Below are 16,782 nucleotides of genomic sequence, written 5' to 3'. Positions count from 1 at the left end.
TTTTTCGTTGATATAAGACTTTAACAAATTGCGTCTTACTGATGTGACTCGGTGTACCGTACTTTGGTAGAACGTAGTCTTTCGATCACAGGATATGGATGTCAAGGCGATCGCCTCAATCTTAGAGCAGTTTTCAGGGAGCCGCGAAGAGTTGCCCGAGATTGAAATGTTTGAGGAAATTGGTTCGACGAATGAGGTGTTGTGGGAAAGGTTTCAGGCTCAAGAAAAAATGCCGAGGGTGGCGATCGCCCAGCGTCAGACAGCGGGACGAGGGCAGTGGGGCAAAACCTGGACATCCTCGGAAGGTGGCTTATTTTTGTCGATCTTGGTGCCGATTACGCTAGATCCCCAAGATGCTTATGGTTTAACAATTGCGAGTGTTTGGGGGATTGCGAGTCGATTGCAAGAAGCGGTGATTCCGGTAGAGGTTAAATGGGCGAATGATCTATTGTTGCAAGGCAAAAAGCTAGGAGGTATCAAAACTGAAACGAAGGTACAGCAGGGTAAAGTGACTGCGGCAGTGATTGGGGTGGGGATTAATTATTGCAATCCGGTACCGGACGTGGGAATTAATCTCGAAACGTTTTGGGCAAACCAACGCCAATTTTCGATAGAGTATTTAGCTGCACTAGTGATTGCGGGAATTAGTGAGGCGATCGCCCTTCTGAAAAATGAAGGGATGGATAGTATTCTTCCCAATTATTTAAAGCTATTGAAAAACTTGAACGAATTGATTGTTTATGAAGGCCATCTCGGCAAAATTGTTGGCGTTAATGGCAAAGGAGAATTGCTTGTGTTGATGGAGGCGGAAGGGTCGCGCAGCACAATCAAAATTCCACCTGGTGGCGTTTCTCTCGGTTATGACGGCTAGGATAGAGCCAATCTGAAACTTCCTTTAATCAACCTCATTTTTTGCAATTTCTTTCATCACTATGAGCATTGTCACTGAAACAAAACAAGCATTGATGACGGCGATCGCCACCATTGCTGCCGACGAAAATTTAGCCGCGGGTACACCCCTTACAGATCTCAAACTTGATCAGACGATCGCCGATCAACTGGAAATAAAAACTCTGGCAGTCGAAGCCGAAAATCCAAATCCAAATCCTCTGAAAACTTGTCCCGAATTTCTCGATGGTGCTTGGCTACTGATTTATTCCACCGCGCGAGAAATTCAGGTTTTAAACTCACTGCCACTGGGATTTCAGTTGGGTCGCGTTTACCAAGTGATTGATGTGGCGACCAAAGGATTTTACAACCAAGCCTTTTGTAAACATGCCACCAATTTTGTCGAAGGCTATGTCACAGTGAATGCAACATTTTCAGTGGCTCCTACTCCCGCGGATGGTATTCCAGACCGAAAAATCAATGTTGATTTTAATCAGCGATCAATTTTTATCACTAAGATTTTAGGCTTGCCATTCTTTTCAAAAAAAGCAATAAGTACTGTTTCTGCACGTAATCCAGTTGGTCGTATTCCCAGCCTTACCCTCACCTACCTCGATGAAGATTTTCGGATTGGGCGAGGTGGAGATGGCAGTCTCTTTATTCTGAAAAAAGTCACTGAGATTAAACCCTAATGATCAGTTTTCGTTGGAGCGGTAAACAAATTCACGGTTACGGGCGATCGCCTGTCTTGCGAAAAAGTACGAAGCGCCACCGAGAGGCAACCAAAAGATACTTAAAAAGAAACGTCCCTTCTGAGCTGTATTCTTAATTTCCTCCTCGGTGCCGAACTCAATGCGGAGGCGATCGCCGAGGGGATCGATGAGTTGCTGATCTTTAATACCTGCGACAACCACCACTGCTTGCCCATAGGGTAAAAGTTCACGCTCCAACTCAGTAAATGCGCTGTCAGCATGACGCCACTTTACTGGGTCTAGCTCAAAAAGTTCGTCACCATATTCCACATGACTCGGTCGGCGTTCACCATCCTCTGCCTCAGATCGTTTTACATTTGGGCGATCGCTAAACTCTGGCTCAACCTCAGAGATTGGGAATTTTTCGAGATCAAGATCAAATGGAATTTCACTGTCTTGATTATCTGTTAAAGAAATTTGCTCAACGGCATCAGACCATTCCAGCAACGTCGTTTCAACCGTCACATCTTCAGCGAGCGACTCATCTCGAACTGTGAGCTTTAAATTACCGCGTAAAACTTTCAATGCTGGCTCATCAGGCATTGTTGGTGCCGCTTTGCCGACGAGATAGCCGCTGATTTTAACGAGGTCTTGGTCCGGTGCTGCAACTGCCTCAGCAACGGTCATGGCAGGAATTTCTGCCAACTCCTTTGAGGTTTGTAAGGTTAATCCTGTCACCGCCATCATGAGCGAGCCAATCGAAAACATACCTGTGGCGATCGCCCCGAAACACATTAATTGATATTGCTCATATTCTCGACGCGACACATTACGCGGGATATCGCGCCACCATTGAAATCTCATCCGTTGTGGGACTTGCTCAGGAGTCATAGGAATGCCTAATAAATAAATTGGACAAGTAGAATGAGCACACCCGAAGGTCGGAGATATTTAGAGAAATTGTCGCGGTTGGAGGGGTCGCAAAAATACCAAAAAGCGTTTTGACAGACTTTTAGAATTAGAAAAAACTTAAAAGCTAAAAGCTGAGTTTTAATGCATTGACCGGTACATCATCCCAAGACTCCACCGTTCGGATGTGGGCTTGCCAACCAGCTGTTGTTTTATCAGTGGCCAGTTTTACTTTCCACTGTTCGTGACAATCTTGCGCAGCTTGCTCATTACAACAGGCTATACAAGCTTGGAGAATGCCTGTCGGGTCAATTTGTTCGTTTACCCAAATTTTCATCGTGGTTTACACCTTCCAAATCAAACGCACAGGTATTTTAACAAGATATTTCGATGGCCCGATCAACTTGATGATGGAGTGTTGCAAGATCCGAAGAATTGTCAAGGACGACATCTGCAAATTTTACTTTTTCACTCAACGGCATCTGGCTCTCAATGCGGGCGATCGCCTCAGTTTCTGTTAAATGATTGCGGTTCTGGAGACGCTGGAGTTGTTGCTGATTAGAGCAAGTCACCACCCAAGTTTCGGTCACAACATCAAATAAATTTGCTTCGATCAGGAGTGGAATGACGCAAATAACCGTCGTGTCAGGATGCTCCGCCAAGACTTGATTAAAGCGTTGGCGTACAAAGGGATGAATTTGAGCTTCGAGCCACTGCTTTTCGTGGGCATCTTGAAAGACAATTTGGCCTAAACGTTGCCGTTTTAAAGTCCCATCTTTCCCCGTAATCCCCTCACCATATCGCTGCAAAATGGCCTCAAGAATTGGTGATCCAACAGCAACAGCTTCCCTCGCATAGATATCTGCATCGAGAATAGGATAATGATATTTGTCAGCGAGGTAGTCTGAAACAGTACTTTTTCCTGTCGCAATACCACCGGTGAGACCAATGTTTCGTTGTGGAGTGAGTGTACCTGACATGAATTGAAATGGTCTTTTCGGTAAGTGGTGACAGAATATCTCAAGACATTCTAGCTGCTGTACAGAGGTATTCAGACAGATTAAGTTTTAAGTGTGCTCGATATTACTGGTGTTGCACGACCATCACAGAACAAGGCGCATGGTGTACTACATAGCTGCTCACACTACCGATGAGCACTTCGCTGATTCCCCGTAAGCCGCGCCGCCCGACGATAATCAGATCCGCCTCACTCTCTTTAGCAGCATTGCAAATCTCGACTTTTGGTTCCCCGATTTTGTAATTTACTTCCACTGGGATGTGGCGATCGCTGGCTTGTTTGGCGAGGGCTTGTAACCATGCCGACATTTCCGTGATGTTATTTTCAAATTCCTTCTCGCGGAGGGAGAGGGATTGTGCATCGAGAAGACCGCCATAGGCTGCCATTGCACTCATTTCGGGGACAGTGTTTAGTTGCGGTTCGACGCCATGGAAAATGTATAGATTGGCTTGAAACTTCTCCGCAATCGTCAAAGCTTGCTCAAAAATTTGTGGGGTATCGGCAAGGTAATCTAGGGCGACAAGAATTTTGCTAATCATAATGGCGCACAGCTCAAGGAAATCAATGAAGGCAAAGGTTTAGGGCGATCGCCATAGTTTTGTTAGATTGACGTATTAAGTCTGAAACTATGGTGTGTCGAAAGGCAAAATCCCGTTCACCTCTCCCACTTCAAGTGTGGCACTGTTTGAATTGATATAAGGTTGATTGGACAGAAAAATTATTGAATTTGTAGGGTTCTGAGACGATTGAGAGCAGCCACCAGTTCAAACTGTCGGAAATAGGCCAGATCCGCCTGGGGATATTCACTCAGAATATCTAGACCTTCTTCTTCGATATCAGCCATGATTTTTGCGACGAGGTCTTTTAGGGCTAGATTTGCCTCACCATATTTATCTTTGCCGTAGATGATCCCTAAGGCGATCGCCCGCAGTTGAGACGTTTCGACAAGTTGCTCAACCCCACCTAACCCAATATCCTCTGTCCCGAAACCGAGAGCATGGGTATCCCGTACTTTAATGGTGACCGAGCGTTTGCCACGACTGGCATCGATACTCTCCGAGACAGGAATGCGTGGCGTGATTTCCCCAAATGTATCTCCACCTTCTAATAGCCGTTCATTTTTATGAGCTGCGGCAATGCTTTGGGCCTCTGTCGTGACATCGTGAGGCTGGAAATTTTCCATGGCAATCACTGTACTTGCCACATCAAAATAATCGCCGCTACCTCCCATCACTAACACCGTCGAAACCCCATGATCTTTATAGAGTTGTCGCACTTTATCCACGAAAGGCGTAATCGGTTCTTTATCTTTTTGGATCAGCTGTTGCATCCGGCGATCGCGGATCATAAAGTTTGTGGCAGACGTATCTTCATCCAGTAATAGCGCTGTCGCTCCCACCTCTAACGCTTCGATAATATTGGTCGCTTGGGAAGTGCTGCCACTGGCATTGTTACTACAAAATCGTTGTGTGGATTGACCTTGGGGCAAATGGTTAATAAACGGCGAAATATCTACACTGGCGATACTACGACCATCCTCTGAACGCACTTTTACCGCACTGGCATTGGTAATGACCCATTCACGGCCATCTCCCGGCACATGGTTGTAAACTCCAAGCTCAACCGCTTTAAGAAGAGTCGATTTCCCATGGTAGCCACCTCCTACAATTAGGGTGATGCCCTTAGAAATAGCCATCCCTTTTATCAGACCGTGGTTCGGACAATCGAAACTTACTTCAAGATCTGTCGGTGCTTCAAAAGGAACAACATTATCCGTGAGTGGACGAGGATCAACACCGCTGCGACGCGGCAAAATTGAACCATTGGCAATAAATGAAACTAATCCGCGTTTGTCCAATTCACTCCGGATCCATTCCGCATCTTCAACAGTTTCGATATGCTCTTTAATCGCTGCACCATCGAGATTTTCGTAGAGGAGGGATTTTTTGACAATCTGCGGCAGGTCATAACACAACATTTCTTCGGCTTGCCGTCCGAGGATAGAGCGTCCTTTTGCAGGGAGTCCTACCCAAAATCGCACTTCAATATCTTGGTCATCGATAAAAACTGAAGTCCGCTCAAATACTTCTTGAGCCGGCTCAATGCCTTGGATTAGGCCGCTTTTGCCTGTGCCTCTAAATCCACTAAATTCTTTGGCAACTTGGGCAAACTGCCGTGAAAGGTAATCCCGGAGAGCGATTTCACGGCTGAGGGTGCTGTAAAGGTCTTCTGAAAATTTGGCGATCGCCTGGGGAATGATCACACTGCATTGAGTCGGCGCAGCGAAAGGATCCCCCTGGACATAATCAATAATGAGGGTGAAGTCATCTTCAAATTCGTATTCCCCTTTAATCTGCTTGTATGCCTTGTAGCCTCGACTATCGAGTTCGAACAATAACGTAGAAAGTTGGGCTTGGCTTTTCATAAAAATCGTCGGGTGAGCAATCCTTTATTGGCGGGAGTTGTTATGCATCGATGACAAGTTTTTACAGATTACACCCAAATGTTTAAAAATCTCAAACAAAAAACAAGGTTTTCGCAATAATACGAGATCTTTTTTTGTGTTTGTGCTATCAGTTGCTATCGCTCTTGAGACAGGTCAGAAAATCTCTGTATAGGTAGAGGTGAACTGCGATAAAACAGAGTAGATTTTGAGTAGAGATTAAATGTCTTGGGTAAGATTTTGCTGCGAGAGTTATGCGTAATTGGTTAATTAAATCTGAGCCAAGTGACTATAGTTTGGCAGACCTACAGGCCGACAAGGTTGCGATTTGGGATGGGGTTCGGAATTATCAAGCTCGTAACTTTTTGCGGGAGATGGAGGTGGGCGATCGCCTGTTTTACTACCATTCCAATACCAAACCTCCGGGCATTGTGGGATTGGCGACGGTGACGAAAGCGAATGTGGTTGACCCGACGCAATTTGATGCCGAACACAAGTATTTCGATCCGAAATCAACACCCGAAAAACCTCGTTGGCAAACGGTCGAAATTGCCTATGACAAAACCTTGGCGGAGATGATTACTCTGACTCAATTAAAAGAAGCTTTTAGCCCCGATGATTTTGCCGTAGTGCGTCGCGGTAATCGTCTTTCTGTAATGCCCGTTGCTGACGACATTGCAACACAACTTTTGGAGATGGGAGGCGTTTAGAGGCGATCGCCTTATCCCCGTTTTTCGTACATTGACAGCCCAAAATCTCTAGTTCCTTAACTTGTTGCGATATCTGCTGGCGTTAGATAACTACTGCTATCGACATTCGTTCCACAGCCAATTATGACCGAGTCTTCTTCCACGACAACGGAACAACTACAGCACATCGAGAAGTTCGATGGGTCATCTCAAGCTGTACAAAAAGTGTTGTGCTTGGCCACAACTGAAATGGTTTTGGCGCAACTTAAGGCTGTGATCATGCCGATGGTAGAAGTAGAAGGGCATTTTTTTCAATCACTAACTGAGGCGATCGCCTATCTCAACACAGAAACAGTGGATTGTGCTTTAGTAACTGCTGCCTCGGTTAGTGATTGGCAGGCAAAGACTCATGCTGTGACACAAATATTGCCGACAGTTGCCTTGATAGATGGTGAAGATGATCCTTGCTTACAGGATTGTTTAGCGCTCGGAATTGCTGATTACCTTGATTGGAATATTTTGTCTGCAAGCCAGTTACGCCGCAGTTTTTTTCACGTGGCAAGACTACAGCAGGTGCAAGCGCAAAATAAAGATCTGAGTCGCACTTTACAAAAGATTGATGAGCGATATCGCTTAACCTTGGATGCTTCTAAGGATGGCATTTGGGACTGGACGATCGCCCACCAAGATATTGAGAGTAATGGCCGATTGTGGGAAATGTTGGGGTTGGGTGCTGAGGATACTCCCCTAAATTTTGAGGACTTTAAAAGACGCATTCATCCAGAAGATTATTTACCAACCAAAGTTGCTTTTAAACAACACCTCTATGAGAACAAAGATTTTTCAGTGGAAGTGCGACTTCGCCATGAACAGGGAGAATATCGTGACTTTTGGATTCGTGGTCAACTCCAACGGTCAAGTCTCCACAGTGAACCCCGAATGTGCGGTTTGATGACCGACATTACTGCCCGAAAACGTCGCGATCGCCGCAGTCGTTTTCTATCCCAGGCGAGTAGTTTGCTGAATGCTTCGCTTGATTGTCAGGCGACCCTTGAAAATTTGGCGTGGTTAGCGGTTCCTCGTATTGCGGACTGGTGCATCTTAGAGCTCTATGTCGAGAAAACAGGCGAACATCCGATGGTGGCGAGCCATCGTAATCCATCCCAAGAGTCACTCGTTAAACGTTTTTTTGATGAACTCATCCTTGTTTCTCCAACGCCTCATATCCCGCAATATTCTTTTCAGTTGTCAACGGAACAGCAGCAGTTGTTAGCAACGGATTATGGTTGGTCGCCAGAGCTGATCGAGCAATTAAATTTACAGTCCTATATTTGGATTCCGCTGCAAGTAGGTAAACGCTCTCTTGGGTCAATTTTCTTTGCGTGGGGAGATTCCCATCGTGCCTGCTGTAGCGAAGATTTGGCGTTATTGCAGGAACTCGCTTATCGGGCCACTTGGTCTATCGAAAATGCGCGACTCTATGATGAACGGCAGGCTGTTTATCAAGATCTTCAAGGGGCGATCGCCCAACTGACCACTCAGCAAAAACGCCTTAAAACGCTCCAACATTTAACGACTCTCATTAATCAGCGGTTGACGAGCATCCCTGAACTTTTAAAGGGTATTGTTCATCAAATTTGTAAAGATGTTCCCGCCGCTCAAATCTGTTCTATTGCCCTCTATGATGCAAACCAAGAGGATGATTTTTTTGTGGTAACTGATGGGCAACAACCGAAGGCGATCGCCTTTGCAGAGCTCCTCCATCAGGATAAAGAATGGCTCCTAAATGTTTATCAAACAGGGGAGCCTTATTTGCGTAATTTTCAGGTGGATGATCTGTTGCCTGCTTCTTTGGCCGCCGTAGCGATTGAGTCTGTATCATCTGGCCGACTAGGTGTCTTGGTGATCGGAAATTGGCAAATTGCCCGCGCATTTAATATTGAAGATTGCGAATTTCTGAGTGCGGTGGGAGAAGAGGCGGCGATCGCCATTGATAATGCTCGCCTCATTAAAACCCTCGAACAACAGAACCAAGAACTGATCGAAACGTCCCGCGTCAAAGACTTATTTTTGGCGACGGTTTCCCATGAGCTACGGACGCCGATGAATGCAATTCTCGGATTTTCCCAAGTGCTACTCAACCAACGCCGTTCTTTTCTCGGTGGTAGCGAACAACAAATCTTAAAACGTATCCTTAGCAATGGTCGCAGTTTGATGGCGCTCATTAATGATATTTTGGACTTCTCCCAAATGAAGTTGACTGAGCTTAAGCTCCTGCCCAGTGCCTTTAACCTTGAGTCCCTTGCCAGGGATATTGTGGCTGAATTGCAATCCCTCGCTGACGAAAAACAATTACTGCTCGATTTTAGTAGCCAGCTTGAAGATTGTTCTGTGACTCATGACCAAAAACGGATTCGCCAAGTTGTTGTAAATCTTGTGGCTAATGCTCTGTCATTTACTCGACAAGGTTCTGTTTCTCTGTTCCTTGCTGAGCAACCTGATGACGACACAGTCACCATTACCGTTCAAGACACCGGTATTGGCATTTCTCCTGAAAATCTTGATGATATTTTCAATGAATTTTGGCAAGTCCAACAGAATATGAACCTTGCAAAATCGGGCACAGGACTAGGTCTTGCGATTACTTATAAATTAGTGCAACGTATGAAGGGTACGATTCATGTAGAGAGCACTCTTGGCAAAGGATCTCGGTTTATCGTCACATTGCCTCGCAACTTAAATACCAATGCCGATATTGCTGTGTTGCCATAAAATTTAGGTCATCGGTTTCCGGTGAAAAATATAGTGTGGCGATCGCCTCTCATACCATCAGCAAAAGATGCTAGTGCATTATAAAAAGCCTTTCGAAATACATCGCCCATCTTGACTGTGCCAAATGTCTCGCTTAAATTGAGTTGCACCAAGGCCTATGCTGTTCTTAATATCTCTTTACGCCATTGAAGCTCTCCACAAAACTTGAAGCGATTCTCTACATCAAAGCGCAACCTGTCTCCCTAGAAGAATTGGCAGAGTCTGCTGGCGTGGATTTGGATTTGGATTTGGTCGAAGATGCTTTACTGCAATTGATGGCAGATTATGCCCATCGTGATAGCGCTCTTGAGGTTCTTGAAACGCCTAATGGTTATTGCTTACAGCTGCGGGAAAGTTGTCAGGCGATGGTCACAGATTTGATTCCTGCTGAGTTAAATACAGGTGCCCTCAGAACATTGGCGGCGATCGCCTTGAAGTCTCCTATTTTGCAGACAGAGCTGATCGAGTTGCGGGGCAGCACAGCCTATCAACATGTTGGTGACCTCGTGGCCCAGGGGTTTGTGAAAAAAAGACGGCAACAAGATGGACGATCTTTTTGGCTTGAAGTGAGCGACAAATTCTATCAGTATTTTGAAATAGATCAACTTTCTGAAGGATTTAATTAAGATTTCAGAGGGGTAAACGGTGTACAGTACGAAAAATTAACGTTAAAGTGGGACGTAAGAATCACATATTTTCGGAATGGCGAATGATTTTTAACTCTGACTTCTTTTCCTCAGACGTTGACGAGCAGACAGTAAATACCTTGATGGAATACCTGCAACAGCAGAATCAAGATGTCTTAAGTCGAGTTGCTCAGTCCGCTAGCCCGGAAGTGAAGGAGATTATTGCTCATAATGTCAGAGGTCTGATCGGGGTTTTGCCACCAGATGATTTTCAAGTAAGTATCACCACAGATCGCGAAAATCTCGCTAATTTACTTGCCTCGGCGATGATGACTGGTTATTTTATTGGCCAGATGGAGCAGCGAATGAATTTGGAGTCGAGTTTGTTGGATTCTAGTTCCTTGCCTTCAGATCTGGATTGATATTAGGTTTTTGAGTAATAAAAAAATTAAGTGTGATCGCCATTAAGGTTAACCGTGAGATTTTACGATTAGCTTTAATGATTTTTCTTTGGATGTGAATAAGATTGGAATGTTAATGGCATGAAGTCGTTAAAGTTTGTGTTGATGGGAGAGTATGGCCTACCAATTTGAATTTGTTACTTGCGGGGATTTTTTTGAGGGTTGTGGCTTGATAGTTTGGTTGTAAGTCTAAAGGAAGAATAGTAGAGATGTCGGGCGCGGTGGTGTTTTGATGCTGCGGTGAACGTAAGTCTATCCAAGTGGGCGTTTCCCAAAGTGATTGTTCAAAGCTTTCTGGAATGCCACCACGACCAGACAAGACAAAACTATTTTGGCGATTGGTTTGACAAGCCTCGTCTATTTGATTGCTAGGGTCAGTGAAATTTTCGGGTAGTTCCACTAATCCTGAGGTCGGGTCAATATTGGGGGTGTCGATAATGATACTGCCGTCTAAGCCGAGACGAGAGGATGCTGAAATATTCAGATATTGGCGTCCGAAAATACTATTGGTGCTGATGTTGATATTGCCGCCATTTCCGGCGAATGCGTTGGCGATCGCCTGATTGGTTGCACCGGGAAAATTAATCCAAAATGGCACATTAATTTCGATATTGCCACCATTGCCGCCGAGACCATTAAGACCAGCTGTCGCACTAATCACACTTGCATCGGACATTAATAACGCACGATTGAGATCGATCAGAATATTGCCACCATCACTACTAAGCGTTTCTGCTGTAATGTGTCCTAATTGCGCGAGTTCTAAGAGCTCTCCTCTAATCTGAATATTGCCGCCGACTCCTTGCCCTAAGGAATTTACTTCAATACCTGCTTGGTTGAGTACTTGAATTTGTGGCGCATTAATGAAAATATTGCCGCTGTCACCAAATGAGTTTTGGAGGGTATTTGCGGCGATCGCTCCACCTTGATCAATGATTAAATTCTGTCCGATGTTGGCGATAATATCTCCCGCGTTACCGAGACCAGACGTATTTGCAAAGATGCCAGAACGATTGCCTGCATTAACTGTAGACCCTGAAACATTGGGCGATCGCAAGGAAGAAAATAAAGTGTATTCGCCAGTATTGCCAGACAAAGATTCGACTTGCAAAAAATAACTTCCAGTCTCGTTGAACGCATAGCTAATGTAGGGATCTCGGTTTTCTGGACTCACATCACCGCCCACCGGAATAAAAAATACAAAAGCCGCGCCATTAACAATTGAGACAAGCTGAGTGACTGGCTGAATATTGGGATCTGTGCCACGACCTCCTAGCAAAGGTGAGGCATTATCATTCGTTGCCAGCGTATTACCTTGTTCATCCAATAGTGTGAGTTTCGTATCAGCAGTACTAAAGTCAATATCGAAAATGCCTCTCGTGCCCGCGCCCGCATCAAAACGATAAATATCAATGGCATCTTCTCCCTGTCCGGCGATCACCACATATGGACTAAAAGTAGAGCCGAGCAAATTCGGTTGTGGATCGTCGAGGGGATCAAGAATAAAATCGGCGTTAATTGTTTGGGCTGCTGCTAATGAATTGTTGTTGGTGCTTTCAGATGTGAAGGTTGGCAATGTCCCTCTGAGGGGGATCACTGGTGGTATGGCAGGAATTGGGCGATCGCCAAAGCTTGGATCTGTGCCGCTAATAGTAAGAGTTTCGGAAATGTTGAGTTCAATTTGTCCTGCTTGACCTAAACCTTGGGTACTAGCAACAATTTGCCCACCACTGTTGAGCGTTGCTTGTTTGGCCTGAATTTGGATGTCACCACCTGCTTCTGAGCTAAAGGTTTGGGAACTGAGAATGCCAGCATTACTGAGATTAAGTTTGTCCGTTTGAACAGTCAGTTTGCCACCTTGGCCACTATCCGCTGCTTCAGAAGAGGTAAATACCCCACTGAGAAACCCATTCTGATCAAAACCTGCAATCGTAAGTTCGTCATTCAAAATCAGATTAATCGCCCCAGAAGTACCCGTCCCTTTTGTTAACGCTTGAATTTGGGAGCCATTTTCGAGCAAAAGGCGATCGCCAAAAATTTGAATATCGCCACCATTCCCCACCGTTCGATCACTAACGGCTGTACTCAATTGGCTCTGATCGAGGTGAATTTCCTGTGCTGCACCCTGACTAAAGCCACGAATATCCAGAGAACCGGCGTCTCCTTGTCCTGCTGTTAGCGCGAGAATGCCACTATTTTCTAAGCTCAAATTATCGACTTGAAATTCAATATTGCCTGCTTGCCCAAAGCCAAATGTCGAACTATCCACATAGGCATTATTTGTTAACTGAATTGTGGGAGCTGTAAGTTGAATACCTTTACTATCACCTACCGCTCCAATACTAATTTCATTAGAAATTTGACTATTATTTGTCAAGGTAATCCGATCACTTGCCGTTAAGCTGATTTCTCCAGTTGTCCCGAATTCGGCGATCGCACTAGAAAGCCTCGTATTATCAAACTGAATAATCGGTGCTTGGAGCTGAATATCTCCCCCTTTTCCCTGTCCCAAAGCATTTGCGGTAATCTCTGCATTATTTAAAATGAGTGGTACTTCAGACTGAATTTTGATATTGCCAGCATCACCATTAATGGCATCAGTAGTAGTCCGTTGAAAGATTAATTGATTGCCAGATTTAAGTTGAATATTGCCACCATCCCCTAGGTTAATAATGCCCAAGACATCAACAATTTGATCTTGGGGAATAGTATTAACTAAATCAGCAAACATAGACTCATTAAAAGCTGTTAGATCGATGCCGATAAAATCGCCGACTTCTGTATTACTTAAAAATAAACGGCGGGCTTGGCTTTCAAGATTGGTTGCTTGTAAAGTTTGTGCCGCATCCAGCAGAATATTGCCACCTGCATTACCAGAAGCAATAACATCATCAGCTAAAATATTTCCACTAGCTTGGATGAAAATATCGCCGCCCCGCTCAAATCCACCGATTGCTTTAATCGTTTTAGTTTGAATATTTCCTGCACTAGTAAGCGTCACATTACCGCCGATGCCGCGCTCTGCCGTTGTATCAATATTCCCTAAGGACACATCGGCGATCGCCTGAACAAAAACATTTCCTGCCCCACCAGAACGAATCGAATAGTCATTGCTAAAGAGTGCTGCCGAATCGAGATTTAGCGCTGTACTTGTCGTCGTAATATCATCTGTTTGGACTGAGCCACCTGCTGAGATCCCAACATTTCTCCCTTGATTACTATTGCTCGTGTTGATCTTTTCTGTGATGACATTATTCCCAGCCTGAATATCTACATGATTAATAGCTAGTGGAACACGATTCGGCAATGTATTAGAGTCATTGAGTAATTTGAGACTAATATTTTGTGTGGTGATATTATTGCCAGCTTCTAAGGAAATAGTTCCTTCATCTGATGTGTAGTTACTAAGCAAGTTGCCTGTGCTAATATCTGTTCCGGCGACAAGCTGAATATCACTCGATCTTCCGGCAGAGGCATGGATATGGTTTAAGATATCAATACTACCTTGAGCATTTATATAGACACTATTTGGAGAAATAGTGCTTACAAGAAAATTGCCATTCGCATCAATTTGATTGACAATAATATTGTTGTTGGCAGAAATATTTACATCCCCAGAATCTCCAAGGAATCCAAAGGTTTCTGTTCGAATGTTCTCTACAGAAATATTTCCTCCAGACGAGATGTTAACATCTCCAGAAGTCCCAAATGAACCAATGCTTACCGTTTGAATATTATTAGTGGAAATATCACCTTTGCTCGCTGCCAAAGAGATATTTCCTCCAAGAGCACCACCCTTGCTGTCAATTGTGTGAATTTCAATGCCAGCATCACCAATGATATTTATATTGCCGCCGATAGATGAGAACTCATTAGAGCTTGTTTGTAATGTGTCTATAAAAACTTTTTCTGGTGTTTTGACTTGAATATTGCCAGGGGATTCCACAGCAGGAATGGTGTCGGTCTCATTGGTTTTAATCTGATTGATCTGAATCTCTCCTAAAGTCTCAATATCAACAGTGCCACCGAGGGTTTCGATGTTATTGAGATTTAGGTCATTGTCAACTCGAATATTGAGATCCCCACCATTAAATACACCACCAAATGGAATCACGAAGTCGCTAGGTGCAGTACTGATTTGTTGGCCTTGTAATGCTCTGCCTGCAGTGATTTCAACAGTCGGACCTATCGTTGTCAGCACAGGGAATGTGTTGGCAATGTTTGTGGGCACTGGCAGAATATTTTCGAGCTGAATATTATGGGCGGCATTTAATGTGATATTTGCGATATCTGAAAGGTTTCCCAGCTGAATATTCTGTGCTGTAATTTCTGTTCCAGCGTAGGTTGCAATAATTTGAGTGGGATCTGTGACGATAAAATCACCCATACCGTTTTGATCAAAGTCGGCGATCGCCCGAAACGTTCCCATCGGTGCAATATCACCATTGAGCTGAATATTATTATCAGCTTTTAGATCGACAGAAAAGTCTAAGTTGCCAAAGAAAAAAAGACCAGAAGCATCAAAGTCTTGGAGATTAATACTGCCACCAATGCTCTGCATTGTGACGGTATTCTCCGTGGAGATTTTTCCGAGAACATTAATGTCACCATCTAGACTATTTAATGTCAGACGACCTCCAAAAAAAGCATCTGTATCGAGGTTGCCAAGGATTAATTCATTGCCTGAAATAGTCAAGCTATGGCCATTAGTTTTAATCGTATTTGTTGGGTCTTCAAAAATAAAATTTCCGCCATCAATGCCATCAGAATTTGCCCGAAAAATAATTGCTTGACCTGGAAAGAATGGCAAGAGATTACTGAACTCCAGAATGCCATCACTGGCCAGAGGTTTGAGAGTGATATTATTTGTCGCTTCGAGCGTAATACTGGTCGTTTCAGTTAAGCTTTCTAATTCGGATTCATAGATAATTGTTGGTGTCGGATCATTGCCTAAAACTGTTCCGTTACTGCCTAGCGGATCATTACCAAAAGCATTGCTTAAAGTACCATTGTCATTGCCATCATTACTACCATCTCGAATTTCAATATCGACTGGATCGAGTAATAGAGTGCCAATATTTCCATTTGGAGCTGTGGTATTAACTTGACCGCGAAAGACTAAATTCTGACCTGAAACCTCAATAAAACCACCATTGCCATCATCACGTCCGCCTTTGGCTGAAATGTTTCCAGTAAAAAGTGTCTGGCCATCAGACCAAATAATAATGTCCCCGCCATTTCCTTGTTCTATTGCGTTTGCTAGAAAGGTCGCATCCGGGGTGATCGCCACCTGGTTGGCTGTCGGGAGTGATGAATTTTTAGGATGCCCGCCAATGATGAGGTTGCCACCACCGTTTGGTGCAGAGACATCAAGGAGCGCTGTGTCAGTAAAAATCAGGCGATCGCCCAAAATATTCAAATCACCTTGAGCTGATTGAATTTCACCATTAATGATTACTGTTTTACCGATTAATGAAAGCTCCTGAGATGGATTGAGATTTAATATGCCGTTCTGAGTGATATCGCCTTGGTAATTACTGAGGGCATTACTAAAAAGAGCATTACTGTTAATAGAAAGCAATTCTTGTGGTGAAGCTTCTAATAGATTCACTGTATTATTTTCAATGTTTAAATCTTGAGCTGTCGTCGCGAGAAAAGTGCCATTTAAATCAAGCTTTGCACCATTATTGAAAATAATGCCATTAGGATTTGAGAGGAATAAATTTGCATTTCCAAGAACACCTAAAGTGCCTGAAATTGTCGAGGTGTTATTGCCGTTGACACGAGTAAAAATTGTTTCTACTGTGCCAAGTTGATCACTATAGTCGAAATAAACTAAATCGTCAGGATTGATATTGAAATCGCTAAATTGATGCAGAAGTTTATTATCTTGAAATATTCCGCCATTAATTAAGGTCGTTATTTGGCCAGAGATATTGTCCTGAAACTGAAGAGTGGGGCGAACACCGGGCGGAAGGGCCGCATCAGGAATAATTTGTGCTTGTGCTGTAAGCGTTTGCAGAGAAAGACAACATAATACTGGCCCCATTAACTGGATGTTCACTGATGCCACCACTGATTTATCCATATCTACACTAATTATTGCAGAAGCTGCATTGGCGATCGCCTGTTCTGACTCGCTTATGAAAGTTGCCTAATGCAGGAATAGCAGATTGTTTAGGCTTGCTTCACGGTACTGAAGGACTTGATTTAACGCAACGAAAATGGATGTCTATACCTCAATT

General features: G+C 44.1%; 12 protein-coding genes. 6 read left to right on the top strand and 6 right to left on the bottom strand.

Annotated elements, in window-relative coordinates; translation table 11 throughout:
- The first annotated feature begins 94 nt into the window (after positions 1 to 94).
- On the top strand, positions 95 to 871 hold the full coding sequence (locus LEPTO7376_RS10830; protein ID WP_015134218.1) for a biotin--[acetyl-CoA-carboxylase] ligase: 777 nt from the start codon (positions 95 to 97) through the stop codon (positions 869 to 871).
- A 61-nt stretch (positions 872 to 932) separates the two neighbouring features.
- The gene (locus tag LEPTO7376_RS10825) at positions 933 to 1,580 is read left to right on the top strand and encodes a PAP/fibrillin family protein (RefSeq protein ID WP_015134217.1); all 648 of its coding nucleotides are present in this window, start codon (positions 933 to 935) and stop codon (positions 1,578 to 1,580) included.
- Between the two features lie 3 nt (positions 1,581 to 1,583).
- Here the strand turns inward: LEPTO7376_RS10825 and LEPTO7376_RS10820 are convergent, their stop codons facing one another.
- The 5 genes from LEPTO7376_RS10820 to LEPTO7376_RS10800 all read right to left on the bottom strand — a co-directional run bounded on the left by LEPTO7376_RS10820 (position 1,584) and on the right by LEPTO7376_RS10800 (position 5,932).
- Positions 1,584 to 2,471: a hypothetical protein gene (locus tag LEPTO7376_RS10820; RefSeq protein WP_015134216.1), complete on the bottom strand. Its 888-nt coding sequence runs from the start codon at positions 2,469 to 2,471 to the stop codon at positions 1,584 to 1,586.
- A 145-nt stretch (positions 2,472 to 2,616) separates the two neighbouring features.
- Positions 2,617 to 2,826, bottom strand: a complete 210-nt coding sequence (locus LEPTO7376_RS10815) for a hypothetical protein (protein ID WP_015134215.1) — start codon at positions 2,824 to 2,826, stop codon at positions 2,617 to 2,619.
- 37 nt (positions 2,827 to 2,863) lie between these two features.
- On the bottom strand, positions 2,864 to 3,469 hold the full coding sequence (gene coaE / locus LEPTO7376_RS10810) for a dephospho-CoA kinase (protein ID WP_015134214.1): 606 nt from the start codon (positions 3,467 to 3,469) through the stop codon (positions 2,864 to 2,866).
- Positions 3,470 to 3,572: 103 nt separating this feature from the next.
- Positions 3,573 to 4,046, bottom strand: coding sequence for a universal stress protein (locus LEPTO7376_RS10805; protein WP_015134213.1), 474 nt, complete (start codon positions 4,044 to 4,046; stop codon positions 3,573 to 3,575).
- Between the two features lie 179 nt (positions 4,047 to 4,225).
- The gene (locus LEPTO7376_RS10800; protein WP_015134212.1) at positions 4,226 to 5,932 is read right to left on the bottom strand and encodes an ABC-ATPase domain-containing protein; all 1,707 of its coding nucleotides are present in this window, start codon (positions 5,930 to 5,932) and stop codon (positions 4,226 to 4,228) included.
- Positions 5,933 to 6,204: 272 nt separating this feature from the next.
- On the opposite strand from LEPTO7376_RS10800, the gene LEPTO7376_RS10795 reads away from it, so the two are divergent.
- The 4 genes from LEPTO7376_RS10795 to LEPTO7376_RS10780 all read left to right on the top strand — a co-directional run bounded on the left by LEPTO7376_RS10795 (position 6,205) and on the right by LEPTO7376_RS10780 (position 10,498).
- Positions 6,205 to 6,660 carry an EVE domain-containing protein gene (locus LEPTO7376_RS10795; protein ID WP_015134211.1) on the top strand — a complete coding sequence of 152 codons (456 nt, stop codon included), beginning with the start codon at positions 6,205 to 6,207 and terminating at the stop codon, positions 6,658 to 6,660.
- A 123-nt stretch (positions 6,661 to 6,783) separates the two neighbouring features.
- Complete coding sequence (locus LEPTO7376_RS10790) at positions 6,784 to 9,411, top strand: ATP-binding protein (RefSeq protein WP_015134210.1); 2,628 nt, start codon at positions 6,784 to 6,786, stop codon at positions 9,409 to 9,411.
- A 185-nt stretch (positions 9,412 to 9,596) separates the two neighbouring features.
- Positions 9,597 to 10,076, top strand: a complete 480-nt coding sequence (gene scpB / locus LEPTO7376_RS10785) for an SMC-Scp complex subunit ScpB (RefSeq protein WP_015134209.1) — start codon at positions 9,597 to 9,599, stop codon at positions 10,074 to 10,076.
- Between the two features lie 83 nt (positions 10,077 to 10,159).
- Positions 10,160 to 10,498: a DUF760 domain-containing protein gene (locus LEPTO7376_RS10780; protein ID WP_015134208.1), complete on the top strand. Its 339-nt coding sequence runs from the start codon at positions 10,160 to 10,162 to the stop codon at positions 10,496 to 10,498.
- Positions 10,499 to 10,610: 112 nt separating this feature from the next.
- Here LEPTO7376_RS10780 and LEPTO7376_RS10775 read toward each other — a convergent pair whose 3' ends face one another.
- Positions 10,611 to 16,586 carry a filamentous hemagglutinin N-terminal domain-containing protein gene (locus LEPTO7376_RS10775; RefSeq protein WP_160148440.1) on the bottom strand — a complete coding sequence of 1,992 codons (5,976 nt, stop codon included), beginning with the start codon at positions 16,584 to 16,586 and terminating at the stop codon, positions 10,611 to 10,613.
- Positions 16,587 to 16,782: the final 196 nt, after the last annotated feature.

This window comes from [Leptolyngbya] sp. PCC 7376, assembly GCF_000316605.1.
GTDB lineage: Bacteria > Cyanobacteriota > Cyanobacteriia > Cyanobacteriales > MRBY01 > MRBY01.
Note: the sequence above shows the minus strand (reverse complement) of the source record. Positions and strands in the feature narration are given on the sequence as shown.

Excerpts from the sequence above, each read along its gene's own strand:
- LEPTO7376_RS10790 (WP_015134210.1), top strand. The coding sequence starts at position 6,784 with ATGACCGAGTCTTCTTCCACGACAACGGAACAACTACAGCACATCGAG.
- LEPTO7376_RS10805 (WP_015134213.1), bottom strand. The coding sequence starts at position 4,046 with ATGATTAGCAAAATTCTTGTCGCCCTAGATTACCTTGCCGATACCCCA.
- LEPTO7376_RS10780 (WP_015134208.1), top strand. The coding sequence starts at position 10,160 with ATGATTTTTAACTCTGACTTCTTTTCCTCAGACGTTGACGAGCAGACA.
- coaE (WP_015134214.1), bottom strand. The coding sequence starts at position 3,469 with ATGTCAGGTACACTCACTCCACAACGAAACATTGGTCTCACCGGTGGT.
- LEPTO7376_RS10825 (WP_015134217.1), top strand. The coding sequence starts at position 933 with ATGAGCATTGTCACTGAAACAAAACAAGCATTGATGACGGCGATCGCC.
- LEPTO7376_RS10830 (WP_015134218.1), top strand. The coding sequence starts at position 95 with ATGGATGTCAAGGCGATCGCCTCAATCTTAGAGCAGTTTTCAGGGAGC.
- LEPTO7376_RS10815 (WP_015134215.1), bottom strand. The coding sequence starts at position 2,826 with ATGAAAATTTGGGTAAACGAACAAATTGACCCGACAGGCATTCTCCAA.
- LEPTO7376_RS10775 (WP_160148440.1), bottom strand. The coding sequence starts at position 16,586 with ATGGGGCCAGTATTATGTTGTCTTTCTCTGCAAACGCTTACAGCACAA.
- LEPTO7376_RS10800 (WP_015134212.1), bottom strand. The coding sequence starts at position 5,932 with ATGAAAAGCCAAGCCCAACTTTCTACGTTATTGTTCGAACTCGATAGT.
- LEPTO7376_RS10820 (WP_015134216.1), bottom strand. The coding sequence starts at position 2,471 with ATGACTCCTGAGCAAGTCCCACAACGGATGAGATTTCAATGGTGGCGC.
- LEPTO7376_RS10795 (WP_015134211.1), top strand. The coding sequence starts at position 6,205 with ATGCGTAATTGGTTAATTAAATCTGAGCCAAGTGACTATAGTTTGGCA.